Source organism: Monashia sp. HAY1-2A (assembly GCF_056755315.1).
The window spans coordinates 36,804-50,479 of sequence record NZ_JBNDHY010000009.1; the positions used below are offsets into that span (position 1 = coordinate 36,804).

At 68.9% G+C, this 13,676-nt stretch carries 18 protein-coding genes; 9 read left to right on the plus strand and 9 right to left on the minus strand.

Features of this window, described 5'->3' with window-relative positions; genetic code table 11:
* Window position 1: 1 nt before the first annotated feature.
* The 7 genes from ACPYOM_RS02600 to ACPYOM_RS02630 are packed head-to-tail and all read right to left on the minus strand — an operon-like array spanning window position 2 to window position 3,018.
* Entirely contained in the window at window positions 2–571 is a 570-nt protein-coding gene (locus ACPYOM_RS02600) for an Asp23/Gls24 family envelope stress response protein (protein WP_481344787.1), read from the minus strand.
* Window positions 568–1,143: a DUF6286 domain-containing protein gene (locus tag ACPYOM_RS02605; protein ID WP_481344788.1), complete on the minus strand. Its 576-nt coding sequence runs from the start codon at window positions 1,141–1,143 to the stop codon at window positions 568–570. The genes ACPYOM_RS02600 and ACPYOM_RS02605 overlap by 4 nt, the downstream gene beginning before the upstream one ends.
* Window positions 1,140–1,568 (minus strand): Asp23/Gls24 family envelope stress response protein, encoded by a 429-nt coding sequence (locus ACPYOM_RS02610; RefSeq protein ID WP_481344789.1) that lies wholly within the window; start codon window positions 1,566–1,568, stop codon window positions 1,140–1,142. Before ACPYOM_RS02610 ends, ACPYOM_RS02605 begins: the two co-directional genes overlap by 4 nt.
* On the minus strand, window positions 1,549–1,728 hold the full coding sequence (locus tag ACPYOM_RS02615) for a DUF2273 domain-containing protein (RefSeq protein WP_481342036.1): 180 nt from the start codon (window positions 1,726–1,728) through the stop codon (window positions 1,549–1,551). Before ACPYOM_RS02615 ends, ACPYOM_RS02610 begins: the two co-directional genes overlap by 20 nt.
* Window positions 1,729–1,778: 50 nt before the next feature.
* Entirely contained in the window at window positions 1,779–2,138 is a 360-nt protein-coding gene (locus tag ACPYOM_RS02620) for a hypothetical protein (RefSeq protein WP_481342037.1), read from the minus strand.
* Window positions 2,138–2,506 carry an Asp23/Gls24 family envelope stress response protein gene (locus ACPYOM_RS02625; protein WP_481344790.1) on the minus strand — a complete coding sequence of 123 codons (369 nt, stop codon included), beginning with the start codon at window positions 2,504–2,506 and terminating at the stop codon, window positions 2,138–2,140. The genes ACPYOM_RS02620 and ACPYOM_RS02625 overlap by 1 nt, the downstream gene beginning before the upstream one ends.
* A 14-nt stretch (window positions 2,507–2,520) precedes the next feature.
* Window positions 2,521–3,018 carry an Asp23/Gls24 family envelope stress response protein gene (locus ACPYOM_RS02630; RefSeq protein ID WP_481342039.1) on the minus strand — a complete coding sequence of 166 codons (498 nt, stop codon included), beginning with the start codon at window positions 3,016–3,018 and terminating at the stop codon, window positions 2,521–2,523.
* 84 nt (window positions 3,019–3,102) lie between these two features.
* Here ACPYOM_RS02630 and ACPYOM_RS02635 point away from each other — a divergent pair, with 84 nt between their 5' ends.
* The 3 genes from ACPYOM_RS02635 to gvpJ all read left to right on the plus strand — a co-directional run bounded on the left by ACPYOM_RS02635 (window position 3,103) and on the right by gvpJ (window position 4,609).
* Window positions 3,103–3,522: a hypothetical protein gene (locus ACPYOM_RS02635; protein ID WP_481344791.1), complete on the plus strand. Its 420-nt coding sequence runs from the start codon at window positions 3,103–3,105 to the stop codon at window positions 3,520–3,522.
* Window positions 3,523–3,556: 34 nt separating this feature from the next.
* Window positions 3,557–3,781 carry a hypothetical protein gene (locus ACPYOM_RS02640; RefSeq protein ID WP_481342041.1) on the plus strand — a complete coding sequence of 75 codons (225 nt, stop codon included), beginning with the start codon at window positions 3,557–3,559 and terminating at the stop codon, window positions 3,779–3,781.
* Between the two features lie 192 nt (window positions 3,782–3,973).
* A complete protein-coding gene (gvpJ, locus tag ACPYOM_RS02645) occupies window positions 3,974–4,609 on the plus strand; it encodes a gas vesicle protein GvpJ (protein ID WP_481344792.1) in 636 nt (211 codons plus the stop codon).
* Between the two features lie 11 nt (window positions 4,610–4,620).
* On the opposite strand, the gene ACPYOM_RS02650 is transcribed toward gvpJ, so the two are convergent.
* A complete protein-coding gene (locus ACPYOM_RS02650) occupies window positions 4,621–5,643 on the minus strand; it encodes a LacI family DNA-binding transcriptional regulator (RefSeq protein WP_481342043.1) in 1,023 nt (340 codons plus the stop codon).
* Window positions 5,644–5,861: 218 nt separating this feature from the next.
* Between ACPYOM_RS02650 and ACPYOM_RS02655 the strand changes: the two genes are divergently transcribed.
* The 4 genes from ACPYOM_RS02655 (at window position 5,862) to ACPYOM_RS02670 (ending at window position 10,151) form a co-directional block, all read left to right on the plus strand.
* Window positions 5,862–7,163, plus strand: coding sequence for an ABC transporter substrate-binding protein (locus tag ACPYOM_RS02655; protein WP_481342044.1), 1,302 nt, complete (start codon window positions 5,862–5,864; stop codon window positions 7,161–7,163).
* 104 nt (window positions 7,164–7,267) lie between these two features.
* The gene (locus ACPYOM_RS02660) at window positions 7,268–8,206 is read left to right on the plus strand and encodes a carbohydrate ABC transporter permease (RefSeq protein WP_481344793.1); all 939 of its coding nucleotides are present in this window, start codon (window positions 7,268–7,270) and stop codon (window positions 8,204–8,206) included.
* Window positions 8,203–9,153, plus strand: a complete 951-nt coding sequence (locus ACPYOM_RS02665) for a carbohydrate ABC transporter permease (protein WP_481344794.1) — start codon at window positions 8,203–8,205, stop codon at window positions 9,151–9,153. The genes ACPYOM_RS02660 and ACPYOM_RS02665 overlap by 4 nt, the downstream gene beginning before the upstream one ends.
* 2 nt (window positions 9,154–9,155) lie before the next feature.
* Window positions 9,156–10,151 (plus strand): glycosyl hydrolase family 32, encoded by a 996-nt coding sequence (locus tag ACPYOM_RS02670; protein WP_481342047.1) that lies wholly within the window; start codon window positions 9,156–9,158, stop codon window positions 10,149–10,151.
* 191 nt (window positions 10,152–10,342) lie between these two features.
* Here the strand turns inward: ACPYOM_RS02670 and ACPYOM_RS02675 are convergent, their stop codons facing one another.
* Window positions 10,343–11,404 carry a LacI family DNA-binding transcriptional regulator gene (locus ACPYOM_RS02675; RefSeq protein WP_481342048.1) on the minus strand — a complete coding sequence of 354 codons (1,062 nt, stop codon included), beginning with the start codon at window positions 11,402–11,404 and terminating at the stop codon, window positions 10,343–10,345.
* 179 nt (window positions 11,405–11,583) lie between these two features.
* On the opposite strand from ACPYOM_RS02675, the gene ACPYOM_RS02680 reads away from it, so the two are divergent.
* Together ACPYOM_RS02680 and ACPYOM_RS02685 are read left to right on the plus strand one after the other, a co-directional pair.
* Window positions 11,584–13,182 carry a sugar ABC transporter substrate-binding protein gene (locus tag ACPYOM_RS02680; protein WP_481344795.1) on the plus strand — a complete coding sequence of 533 codons (1,599 nt, stop codon included), beginning with the start codon at window positions 11,584–11,586 and terminating at the stop codon, window positions 13,180–13,182.
* Between the two features lie 2 nt (window positions 13,183–13,184).
* Window positions 13,185–13,676: carbohydrate ABC transporter permease (locus ACPYOM_RS02685; protein ID WP_481342050.1), on the plus strand; the 492-nt coding region annotated here is incomplete at its 3' end.

A 13,676-nucleotide genomic window follows, 5' to 3' on the forward strand; every position in this document is an offset into this window, starting at 1 on the left:
CTCAGTACACGCGGGGCATCGGGCGGTTGCCACCGGCGGTCCGGAGCATGACGCGGGAGGTCAGGTCCCGACGCTCGAGAGCCGACTGCAGCTGGCCCGTGACCTCGTCCGCGGCGGCGGCGACCCGGCGCAGGTCGGCACCGCGCTCGATGGTCGCGTCGAAGTGGGCGACGATCTGACCGCGGTCGTGGTCGATGCGCCCCCGGGCCGAACGAACACCCGGGGTGTCGGCCAGCGCACTGGCAGCGGCGTCGACGACAGGGCCGGCGGCCACGAGGAGCCTGCCCTGCGCGCCCGAGCCGGGCAGCGTCAGGTGGCTGACGCCGCCGCGGGGCAGGTGGGAGAACAGCCAGCGCAGGCCGATGAGGGCCAGGACGACACCGGCCGCGCCGAGCACCCACGGCCACCACTGCTGCCGGGGCCACCCTCGGATGCCGCCGAGGTCGAGCTCGGTCGGCGCGGAGCCGAGTCGGCCTGCCCACCAGAGGATCCCGAGTACTCCGAGGGCAAGGAGCACCAGTCCGACCAGCGCCGTCATGACCCGGTCGAAGGCGAGGGTCGCGCGCGTCATCGGTTGGCCCCCTCCGTGCGGATGTGCACCGTCGGCTGCTTCGCGAGAGGCTGCAGCCGGTCCGTGGCCACCTCACGGACGCGCTCGGTCACGCCCTGGTCACCGGTCGAGCGGATGACGAGCGACACGCGCCGTGGCGTCGCCGACGAGCGCACGCCGAGCACGCCGTCCACGCTCTCGACCGCGGTCTCGACGAGGCGGCTCACGTCGCGCGGACGCAGGAAGACGCCGCTGCGGGCGACGACGGGAACGACCTTCGGGGCCGACGGACGCAGCGCCCTGACCAGCAGCGCCAGACCGACGAGGGCCAGGACGACGCCGAGGACGACCGTCCACGCCCCCGGTCGCAGGCCCTGCAGCGTGTTCGCGAGCGGATGGAGCAGCGGTTCGGACCGGAGCACCCCGCCGTAGGCGAGGGCGTCGCGCACCGCGAGGACACCGACTGCCGTCGCCAGGAGCGCGAGCAGGATCCCGAGGGCCGCGATGCCGCCGGTGCTGCGGGGCAGCTTGGCCGCCGGCAGAGGTCGCTCGCTGCGGCTTCTCGGCGTCGGGGTGGACACGTCTGCGCTCACTGGACCCTCCTCTGGTCGGACCGGGCAGGGGGCGGGACGGTCGCAACCGTCACGTCGACGGCGTCGACGCTCAGGCCCACGAGGGACGTCAGCTGTTCGCGGACCCGGTCCCGCACGGCAGCCGCCGTACGTCCGAGCGGCGAGGGCCAGGTGACCGCGATGTCCAGGTGAACGCGGGCATGGCCCCCGGCCACCTCGGCCTTGGCCTTGGGGTACTGCCGTCCGACGACGCCGTCGAGCCCGGTACCGACTCTGCGGACTCCGGGCACCTCGCAGGCGGCGATGGCGGCGATGCGCTCGACGACCTGCTCGGCGATGTCGAGGCGGCCCCGCTCCGCGGGTTCCGGCAGCGTCGGCGTCGCCGTGGCGGTCGCCGTACTGCCCGAGGCCGCGGAGGAGCTCTCCTCATTCACGGCGACGCCCACCCATCATCCTCGACAGGTCGAGCTCGCCGTTGAGCTGGCCACCGACGAGGAAGCCGACAGCGCCGAGGACGAGGGCGATGAGGAAGCCGGTGAAGCCTCCCGCTGCGGCCGCGACCCCGAGCAGCAGGCCGGCGAGCAGTCCGATCGTTGAGCTTGGCATACCGATCTCCTTTGACGGTCGGCCGGTCCGGCGACGGGTCGACGGGCGGTTCAGATGTCTGTGGTGCGGCGGCCGGACCCCGGGAAGGAGCGCGGCAGCCGGGTGCGGACCGTTCTCATGAGGCGACGCCTCCGGCGGGTCAGGCGCATCCGTGACCCTCGCCAGGTACGTCGCACCACGACCTCGGGTGCCGGGGACGTCGAGTCTCCGGCGCGCCGGGGGCGTCCGGCCGATCCGGCCGACCCCGTCGGCTCGTCCACGAGACCGAAGGCCGCGTCGACGGCGGCCAGCGCCGACAGATAGGTGTCGACCTCACCGCCCCGGTCGGGGTGGTGGGCGGCCGCCGCCCGCCGCCGCTGCCGAACCCACTCGGCGCGCGCGGTCGGGTCGGCGGGCCCGCCGGGAGGCATCAGGGCTCCTGCGCCGGGGCCGTCGCCGCCGTCGCGGAGGTCGCGGAGGTCTCGGAGGTCTCGGAGGTCTCGGAGGTCTCGCCCGGAGCGGTGACGTCGGCGACGACCACGTCGACGGGCGTGTGGGTGATCCCCGTGACGGCCGCACGGACCAGGGTCGCCGTCGTCTGCGCGGGGACACCCCAGTCCAGGACGACGTGCACCGTGGTGCTCTGCGGACGAACCTGGACGCCCGGGACGCTGCGACCTGGGTAGTGGGTGGCCACCTCGCCGAACGCGCCCCCGTGCAGGCCGGCGACGCCGGGCACGGCGAGCACCGCCGCACGCACGGCGTCGGCCGTCTCGGGGGCCGCGGGTTCGCCGGGCACGTCCGGGTCTCCGGTCACTGGACGCGGGGCTCGCTCTGCTGCCCCTGCGCCTCGTCGTCGGTCGAGCCGTCGCTCTCGAGGAAGACGTCCTGGACCTCGATGTTCACCTCGGTCACCTCGAGACTCGTCATGCGCTCGACAGCGGTGATGACGTTGCGGCGGATGCCCTGGGCGAGGTCGGCGATGGAGACGCCGTAGTCGGCGACGAGCTGCAGGTCGACGGCGGCCTGTCGTTCACCCACCTCGACCGAGACCCCCATCGAGTGGTTGGTGCGGCCACCGGGGATGCGCTCGCGGAGGGCACCGACGGCGCGGGCGGCACCGCCGCCGAGGGCGTGGACGCCGGAGACCTCGCGCGCCGCGATTCCGGCGATCTTGGCCACGACGGTGTCGGCGATGGTCGTCCTGCCCTGCTCGGTGACCAGGGGGGACAGCGCCCCTCCGCCCGCGCCGCCGGCGGTCGTGCTCGCGGCTGGCGGGCGGGTCTGCATGTCGCTGTGCGTTTCGCTCATCGCGGGCTCCTTGGAAGAGGGGATGGGGCCGGGTCACGACGTCACAGCCCCCGAGACGTCGCATGCTGGACGTACCCGAAACCGGTGATCTTCGACACGTCCGTCCTTTGCGCGCATGACGCGAGTTCCGCTGCAGATCTCGCGTTCTGGGTATGTCAGCCCCGGGAGCGCTGTGGCGCTCGAAGGGAGACGATGATGAAACCGCTCCGTTGGCTGGCTGCTGGTGTTGTCTGGATACTCTCGGGGGTCGTCGGTCTCGTCGGCGTGCTGCTGTGCGTGACCGTCCTGCTGCTGCCGCTCGGCATACCGGTCCTCATGCTGGCGCGCCGGCTCGCCTCGCTGGGGGCCCTGCTGGCCCTGCCGCGGGCTGCGCGGCATCCGGCCGAGGAGGCCGGGAAGCTGCTGAGGCGGGGGAAGAAGGACGCGACAAAGGCGCTGAAGGGTGCCAAGAAGGACGCGGCCAAGAAGTCTCGCAGGGCCAGGAAGAAAGTCGCCCGCGCATGACGAGCTCACACTCGGGGTTACGTGAGGAGGCGGCGTGAAGAAGGGTCTCGTTCTCGCAGGTGCTGCGGCTGTCGCGGCCGCGGTGGCCGTGCCGAGGTTGTTCCCCGAGTGGGCCAAGGTGCTGGCCCGCCTCGCGAAGCCGGCCGCCGAGGCTCTGAAGCCGGTGACCGGTGCGGTCCGGACGGCCCGCTCGTCGGTGCGCGCGGACGCCGTGGGTGACCGGCTGTCGGTGCCCGGGCCCGGAGCGACCGGCACCTGACGCATCGGACCGCCACGCGGAGGGGGCGTGACGGCTCGCACTTTCCAACGGCACATCCGACGGCACATCCGCATCCGGCGGGGGCGGTGCTGCCGTGCCCGGGCACCCGCCTGCCCGCGGGGAGCCACCGCGGGCGCCTGAACGCTGTCACCTCACGAGGGAGCCGTGATGCCAGAGCGTGGATCGGGGTACATGGCACGCCCTGCGCCGAGCGGGCTCGCCGACGTCATCGAGATCATCCTGGGCAAGGGTCTCGTCATCGACGCGTACGTGCGCGTCTCCGTCCTGGGCATCGAGCTGCTGACCCTCGACGCGCGCATCGTGGTCAGCAGCGTCGACACCTACCTGCGCTTCGCCGAGGCCACGAACCGCCTCGACCTCGAGGCCCGGGGTGGCCCCAGCCTCGTCGAGGTGGCCGTCGAGGGCGCCGGCAAGGCGGTGCAGGCCGTGGCGACCGACGTCGTGGAGCACAAGGTGGAGCACGTGGTCGAGGCCGTCGAGGAGAAGGTCGAGAAGGTGACCGACGTGGCGGAGTCGGTCGCCGGCACCGTCGCGGACAAGGCCCGCGAGCTGATCGACAAGGTGCTGCCCGACGACGAGTCGGGCGATGCGGACGACGAGGACGACGAGGACGACCAGGAAGGCGAGGGGGACGACCGACACCGCGAGGGTGACGGGGCCGGCGAGGACGGCCCGACCAACCGCGCCAGCAAGCCCGGCGCGACCGGCAAGGCCGGCAAGAAGGGCCACACCCGCACGCCTGCCAAGAAGGGTCGAGCGCCATCTCCTGCCAAGAGCGGCCAGGTCAAGAAGCCGCGCAAGCGGTGACTCGGGCCCGATCAGGTCAGCGGGCGGATGGAGGCGCGCACCTGGAGGGGCATCTCGAGGAGGTGCACCCCGGCAGGTTCGTCGTCGGCGAGAAGCAGCTCCATGGCCCGCTGACCCATCTGTTCGTAGGGCAGCCGGGCGGTCGTCAACGCCGGCCGCATGTACGACGCGATCTCGTCGTCGTCGAACGAGGCGATGGACACGTCGTCGGGCACGCGCAGACCGTGCTCGGCCAGCGCCTGCTGGACGCCGAACGCGACGCGGTCGTTGAGGCACAGCGCGGCGGTGATCGGCGCGCCGGACTCGAGGAGACGCTTGGTGGCGTCATAGGCGTTCCACGGCTCCCACTCCTCCATGTCGGCGATCGCGACCGGCGTGACCCCGACCTCGTCGAGCGCTCGGTGGATCCCGTCGAAGCGGTGGCCGATCGTCACCGAGACCCGTGGGGTGACGCGGGCGACGGGTGCGTTGCCGATGATGGCGATGCCGTCGCGATGGCCGGCGTCGAGGAGCTCGCGGACGACGGCATACCCTGCCTTCTCCTCGTCAGGCAGGATGGAGGCCGGAACGGTCGGGCTGACGCAGTTGACCGTCACGGCGGGCAGGCCCTGGGGGAGCGTCGGCAGGTCGATGAGACGAGCCGCGACGGCGCCGAAGACGAGCCCGTCGACCTGGCGGTCGATCATGAACGCCAGTGCCTTGTCGAGCTGCTTGGGGTGCTTGAACGTCTCGGCGATGAGCAGGCCCTGGTCATGGTCGTCGGCGACGTCGAGCAGCCCTCTGATCATGGCCGATGCGAAGCGGGTCACCGTCACGTCGTCGGAGATGAAGCCGAAGGTGCCGGTCTTGCCCAGGCGAAGGGAGCGGGCGGCCGGGTTGGGGCGGTAGTTGAGCTCGCGGGCGGCCTTGTGGATGCGGGCCACGGCGTCGGCGGACAGGCGTGAGCCGGGGCGGTTGTTGAGCACGAGGCTCACGGCCGTCTTCGACATCCCCGCGCGCTCGGCGACGTCGGCCAGCGTCGCTCGTCTGTTCACGGCGCCATCCCTTCCGTGTCGTCCGTGTGCCTGTGCCATGCCGTGTGGGCTCCTCAACGGGCGCCTGCTGGGAGCGTACCCCAGGGTAGGTCTCTCAGGCGCCGTGCGTGCTGGTGGAAAGGTTTTAGCAAAGTCTTGTGCGCGGTGCTCGTCATCCACTACGGTCTCGGGCTGAAAGGTTTTAGCAGAAGAGACCTTTTGACGACCCGGAGGAACCAATGAAGCTCACCTCGACCACCACGCGCGTTGCCGTCGGACTTCTCGCGGTCACGCTGCCCCTCACGATGGCCGCCTGCTCCAAGGGCGGCAGCAGCTCCTCCTCCGGCGGCGCCGGCGGCGGTGAGCTGACGATGTGGACCCACAACGCCGGCAACAAGGGCGAGCTCGCGGCGATCACGCAGATCGTCAACGACTACAACGCGAGCCAGAAGAAGTACAAGGTCAAGATCCAGGCCTTCCCGCAGGACTCCTACAACCAGTCGGTCGTAGCGGCAGCCGCGTCCAAGAAGCTGCCGTGCATCCTCGACATCGACGGCCCGAACGTGCCCAACTGGGCCTGGGCCGGCTACCTCGCGCCGCTCGAGGGCCTCGACTCGACGCTGTCGAAGTTCCTCCCGACCGTCATCGGCAAGTACGACAACAAGACGTACTCGTACGGCTACTACGACGTCGCGCTCGTCATGGTCACGCGCAAGACGATCCTCGACAAGTACGGCATCCGCGTCCCGACGGTCGACCAGCCCTGGACCAAGGACGAGTTCGAGGCGGCCCTCAAGAAGATCAAGGCCTCGGGCGACTTCCAGAACCCGCTCGACATCGCGACGAGCTTCACCGGTGAGTGGTGGCCCTACGCGTACTCGCCGATGCTGCAGAGCTTCGGCGGTGACCTCATCAACCGCACCGACTACAAGTCGGCCGAGGGTGCGCTCAACGGGCCCAAGGCGGTCGAGTGGGCCAAGTGGTTCCGTAGCCTCGTGACCGACGGGCTCGTGCCGCTCAAGTCGGGTGCCGACCCGGCCAAGGACTTCATCAACGGCAAGTCCGCGATGCTCTACAACGGCACGTGGACCGCCGTCGACGCACGCAAGGCGTTCGGCAAGGACACCCTCTTCCTCCCGCCGCCGGACCTCGGCAACGGCCCGAAGATCGGTGGCGGCTCGTGGCAGTGGGGCGTCTCGACGAACTGCTCCGACCCGGCCGGAGCCATGGACTACATGAAGTTCGCGGCGCAGGACAAGTACGTCGCGAGCGTCGCCCGCGACACGAACAACATCCCGGCGACCGACGCCGCGGCCGCCCAGGTCAAGGGTTACGAGCAGGGCGGCGAGAACCAGGTGTTCCTCGACTACGCCAAGAAGTTCGCCGTGCTGCGCCCCGTGACCCCCGGATACCCGTTCATCGCAACGGAGTTCACCAAGACCGCCCAGGACATCCTCAACGGTGCCGACCCCAAGCAGGCGCTCGACCAGGCAGTCAAGGACATCGACGCCAACCAGAAGTCCAACGGGTACTTCCAGTGAGCTGGTGACGAGCCGGATGCCGCCGGGCGGGTGCGCTCGACACGCCCAGACGTGCGCCCGTTCGGCGGCATCCATCCTCGACCCTCCACGAAAGGAGATGGACGATGACGACCATCACTGCGACTGAGAAGGCCTCGGCCGTCACCACGCGAAAGAGCAAGCCACTCCAAGGTTCCCGCTCGTCGACGACGACGGCGCTGCTCATGCTGGCGCCGGCGGCGGTCCTGCTGACCACGTTCCTCCTCGTGCCGATCGGGCTGACCTTCGGTCTCGCGTTCACCAACGCGCGGCTGATCAGCCCACGGCCGGCGGAGTTCATCGGGGTCGACAACTTCGTCCGGCTCTTCGAGGACGAGACGTTCTGGGCGTCGCTGCGCAACACGATCATCTTCGCCGCCGTCATCGTGCCGGTGCAGTCGGCGTGCGCGCTCGGTCTTGCGCTGCTCGTCAACGTGAAGATGCGTGGGGTCAACTTCTTCCGGACCGTCTACTTCCTGCCGGTGGTGACCTCGATGGTCGTCGTGTCGATGCTGTGGCTGTTCATGTACCAGAAGAACGGCCTCATCAACCAGGTGCTGCTCAAGTTCGGGATCGTCGGGCCGGACTGGCTCGGCGACCCGAAGACGGCGCTCATCGCCATCATCCTCATGTCGGCGTGGCAGGCGATGGGCTTCCACATGGTCATCTGGCTCTCCGGGCTGCAGACGATCCCGGCCGACCTCTACGAGGCGGCCGAGCTCGACGGGGCCGGCACGTGGCAGAAGTTCCGCTTCGTCACGTGGCCCGGCCTGCGGCAGACGCGGACGTTCATCCTCATCACGATCACGATCGCGGCGTTCGCGCTCTTCACCCAGGTCAACATCATGACCCAGGGCGGTCCGCTCGACTCGACGTCGACGGTCGTGCTCATGGCGGTGCGCACCGGGTTCCAGCAGCAGCAGACCGGTTACGCCTCGACGATCTCACTCGTGTTCTTCGTGCTCGTGCTGGCCGTCACCCTCGTCCAGCGCTACTTCACCCGAGACAAGGACGTCGTCCGATGAGTGCCACGACCGCCTCGACCCGCACCGGGGGTCGGCTCGACATCGCTGAGCCGACCGCCCCCGAGACACACCGTGGGCGGCGCGAGCGGCCACTCGGCCCACGCTGGCTGCTCGCGCTCCTCGGCCGCATCGTGCTCTGCCTCGTGTTCGGGCTGCCCCTGCTCTTCATGTTCGTCAGCAGCTTCAAGCCGGACCTGCAGATCTTCAGCGACCTCGGCAGCATCAAGGCGTTCCTGCCCACCGGGGACATCTCGCTCGACAACTACAACGGCGTGTTCGGACGAGTTCCGTTCGCGCAGTTCATGATCAACTCGGTCATCATCACCGTCGTGACGGTCGTCCTCGGGGTCGTCGTCAACTCGATGGCCGCGTTCGCGCTGGCCCGGATCCGGTTCAAGGGCAGCGGGCTCGTCCTGGGTCTGATCCTCGCGACGCTCATCGTGCCGTTCGAGACGCTGGCCCTGCCGCTGCTGTGGTGGGTCAACAAGCTGCCATTCCTCGGGCCCGACGGGATCAGCGAGGGCTGGCTCGACACCTACCAGGTGCAGATCATCCCGTTCGTCGCCAACGCGTTCTCGATCTTCCTCTTCTACCAGTACTTCGACTCCATCCCCAAGGAGCTGGACGAGGCGGCCAAGGTCGACGGCGCAGGGTGGTTCCGGATCTACCGCAGCATCGTCATGCCGCTCGCCGGCCCGGCCGTCGCGACCGTCGCGATCCTCACCTTCCTGCCGACGTGGAACCAGTACCTGTGGCCGCTCATGTCGGTGCAGTCCGAGGAGCTGCGACCGGTCATGGTGGGTATCGACTACTTCAAGCAGCTCAACACCTCGTGGGGGCAGATCATGGCGTACGCGTCGATGATCACCGCTCCCGTCCTCGTCCTCTTCATCGCCTTCCAGCGTTCGTTCATCAACTCCATCGCCAGCAGTGGCGTGAAAGGCTGATCGTGTTCAAGCTTCCCGAGGCGTGGGTGTGGGACTTCTGGCTCGTCGACGACGGGTCGGACTACCACCTCTTCTTCCTCTACGCCTCACGCTCGCTGCGTGACCCGGACGCCCGGCACTACCGGGCGTCCGTGGGGCACGCGGTGTCCTCCGACCTGGTCCACTGGGAACGCGTCGTCGATGCGCTCGTGCGCTCGGACGCGCCGGCGTTCGACGACCTCGCGACGTGGACCGGGTCGGTGGTGCGGCATCCGGACGGCCGGTGGTTCATGTTCTACACCGGGTCGACTGCGGTAGCGGGGACCGGCGCCAACGTCCAGTCGATCGGGTATGCGACGTCGACCGACCTGCTCACATGGGACAAGGCGCCGGGTCCGGTGCTGTCGGCCGACCCGCGGTGGTACGAGAAGTTCTCCGACGGGCACTGGCACGACGAGGCGTTCCGCGACCCGTGGGTGTTCGCCGACCCCGACGGCGACGGGTGGCACATGCTCATCACGGCACGGTCGGCTCAGGGGCCGGCGGGCGACCCGTCGGACACGGTCGACCGGGGCGTCGTCGGACACGCGTGGTCGGCAGACCTCGAGACCTGGGAGCTGCGGGAGCCGCTCTCGGAACCGGGGCAGGGGTTCGGGCAGCTCGAGGTCTTCCAGACCCACGTCGTCGACGGCCGCGAGGTGCTGCTCTTCAACTGCCTGGCCGGCGACGCCTCGGAGGCCACCAAGGCGACGGGGACACCGGGCGGGGTGTGGATCGCCTCGGCGAAGTCGCCGCTCGGGCCGTACGACATCGCGGGGGCCCGCCTGATCGACGACCCGACGCTCTATGTCGGCAAGTTCATCGACGACCGCGAGACCGGCGAGACGAAGTTCCTCGCCTTCCGCAACGAGTCCGACGGTCAGTTCGTCGGCGAGATCACGGACCCGTACGCCGTCAGCTGGGACGGCGACCGTCTCGTCCTCACTCAGGACGAGGTGTCGTCAGGCACGCACGCCTGACCTGTTGCGACCTGCAGCCGGTTGGTCTCGACTCCGAGGCCAACCGGCATGGTCGCGTTCTGTTCTCCGCGGCGTGTGCTGATCGACGTGTCCGAACACCAACCGAAAGTCTCGACATGTCAACGTGTTGAGGGGGCCCCCGCGGTCAGCGGGGGCCGACCGAATCAGCTCATGATCCGGATCTCTGAGGGTCAGACGGGACGTGGCTGTTGGGGAGGGCAACCGCAGCTTTCCCGGAGAACGAGCTGGACGGGCAGGATATCGGACGCCGTTGGGGTCTCGGGTTGTTCGATGCGGTCGATGAGGAGTCGCACCACCGTCGCCCCCATGGCCTCCATCGGCTGGCGGACGGTGGTGAGCTGTGGGGAGATCAGTCGCCCGGCGACGACCCCGTCGAAGCCGGTCACTGCAACCTGCCCGGGCACGTCGATCTTGGCTTCCCTCAGGGCGTCCATGAGCGCCAGCGCAACCTCGTCGTTGGCGCACACGAACGCGTCGGGGATTGCTTGACGCTGTGCGAGATCCGCGATGGCTTCTCGATAGTTGCCGGCCGCGGCCATCGGTTCGGTGGGCACGGGAAGTTTAGCGGCCCGCAGCGCGGCTCGGAGCGCCTCGAAACGCTCCTTGCGGTCTGAGTCGAAGGTCGGGCCGACGAAGCGCAGGTCGCGCATGCCGTGTACCTGCACCAGGTGCGCGGTCAGCGCGTCTATTCCTGCCGCGTTGTCCACGCAGACCCGGCTCAGCGTGTCATCGCCGGGCTGAGACATGAGCACTACCGGCAGCCGCTCGGCGATGTGGCGCAGGTCCACGTGCTCCGCCATGCCGGAGAACAAGAGGGCTAGACCGTCAACCCGGCCTGCGATGTCGGTGAGCACCGCCTCCGCGTTGGAGGGCCTGGCGCCGGCGATCATGACGGCGTACCCGCGGCGCCAACACTCCTGCTCGACCCCGCGCTGGACCTCGTCCACGAACTGCGGGAACAAGCGGTAGTCCGCGTTCGGATCGGTCGCTCCCGGGTCTTGGACGTGTGCGAGCTCGAGGGGAGCGACTGGCCGGTAGTCCAGTGATATCAAGCCCAGGGCGCCGGTTCGACCACCTGCCAGCCCGCGCGCACTGCCGCTCGGGATGTAGCCGAGCTCTCGGGCGGCGGCGTGGACCAGCTCGCGTGTCGACTCCTTCACCTTCCCGGGTCGCCGGAAGGTGAACGACACCGTTGCGATCGAAACACCAGCTCGCTCCGCGACGTCATACACCGTCGGACCCTTGGTCACCAGAGGCACCTCCTGACCTGAAGCATATGCGCTTAGACAGGGCGCGGATGTTCGTCGCCTGAGGACGGCGGGGTGCTCGAATCCGGTCGGCCGGAGCTCTTGTCAGCGGCGTGATCAATGCGCTTAAATAACGCTTGTAGGCAGGATCTAAGCGCATTGACTTGCACGGCTCATCGGAAGGAGCGAGCAATGGCTTCCATGCCCGAGAGCGCCCGGACGGCAGGTCGGGGTCAGGTCCGGCCCATCCCGCAGCGGCGCACGGCGCCTCCGACGACCCGGATCTGGCGCGGGATCGACAGCTGAAGGCGATCGTCCGCTCTGACCAGCGGGCGCAGCGCCAGCCGCTCACGGCCCACGAGGCCCTGACCACGCAGGGTCACGGTCAATGGACCGTCGCCTCTGCAGAAGCCCCCTGGCTGCACATCGTCACGGCACGCCCGCGACGGCATACAGCATCACCGACGATGGATGGAGAAACATCGATGTTGCAGATGAAGGCAAAGGGCGCGGTGGTCATCTTCGTGTCCGCCGCGATACTGCTCACGGCATGCGGCAGGAACAGCGAGGCGTCGCAGGCGCCGGCGCCGGCCGGGACGGTCGCCGCAGGTCCCGCGACGGGAACGCTCAACGTCTGGGCCCAGGCGGAGGAGGCGGCCGCCCTGCCGGCCTTTGCCGAGGAGTTCGAGAAGCTCAACCCGGATGTGAAGATCAAGGTCACGGCGATCCCGTGGGACGCAGCGCACAACAAGTACCAGACCGCGATCGCCGGTGGCTCGACTCCGGACATCGCCCACATGGGCACCACGTGGATGAGCGACTTCGCCGATGCCTTCGCGCCCACACCGACGTCCATCGACACCAGCGACAACTTCTCGTCGGCCGTGAAGTCCACCCAGATCGACGGCACCACCTACGGCGTCCCGTGGTACGTCGACACGCGGGTGGTCTACTACCGCAAGGACCTCGCCGCGAAGGCCGGCTACACCACGTTCCCCTCCACCTGGGCCGACTTCAAGGCCATGGCAAAGGCGATGCAGACCAAGGCCGGAGCCAAGTGGGGGATCAACCTTCCGGCAGGCGGCCCCAGCTCCTTCGGGTCGGTCCTTCCCTTCATGTGGTCGGCCGGCGCCGACCTGATGAACGCAGACCAGACGAAGTGGACCTTGGACACCCCTGCATGGGTCGACGCGATGAAGCGCTACCAGAGCTTCTTCACCGAGAAGATCGCCACAACCGCTCCCGACACCGGCGCAGGCGCCCCCGACGCCGCTTTCGTGAACGGCTCGATCCCGATGATTCTCGGCGGTCCGAGCTACCTCGGCACCCTCGTCACGGCTGGCGGACCGGCCATCAAGGACAAGATCGGCGTGGCACGAATCCCCACGGACAAGTCGTCAACCTCGTTCGTCGGCGGAGGCGACCTGGTGGTGTTCAAGAAGAGCCAGAACCAGGACGCGGCGTGGAAGTTCATCCAGTGGCTGATGAAGCCGGAGGTCCAGGTCAAGTGGCAGCGGACGCTCGGCGACCTGCCCGCCTCGAAGACCGCCTGGAAGGACCCGGCGCTTGCAAAGGACCCGGTGCTCTCGGTCTTCGGTGAACAGCTCACCGACACCAAGGCGCCGCCGGCGATCCCAGCCTGGAGCCAGGTCAGCGACGCCGGCGACGCCGCTCTCGAGCAGATCGTGAAGTCCGGAGCGGACCCGGCCACGACGATGCAGAGCCTGCAGGCCACCGCCGACTCCATCGGCACGCAAGGCTGACCATGCCACGCGCTCTGGTCCCGGCCGGCACCGTCACTGGTGCTGGCCGGGCGGACCCGACGGATCAGACGAAGGCGTCCCAGGGGCGGCGCCGCAAGCAGGCGCTGGTGGGCTGGTTGTTCGCGTTGCCCTACGTGCTCACATTCGCGATCTTCATGCTGGTCCCACTGGTGTCCTCGTTCCTGATGTCGTTCACCGACTTCACCAGCCGCGACGTTCAGGACCCGCTGGGCGTCGACTTCGTCGGCCTCCAGCAGTACACCGACCTCTTCGGCAATCCGCAGTTCCGCAAGTCGATGGTCGTCACCGCCTACTTCGTGGTCGTCGGCATTCCGCTCACCATGATCGTGGCGCTGGCCCTCGCGTTGGCGTTGAACAGCGGGATCCATCGGTTCCGCACCGCGTTCCGAGTGGGGTTCTACACACCGGTCGTGACGAGCATCGTCGCTGTTGCCGTGGTGTGGCGGTTCATCCTGCAGGACGACGGGCTGATC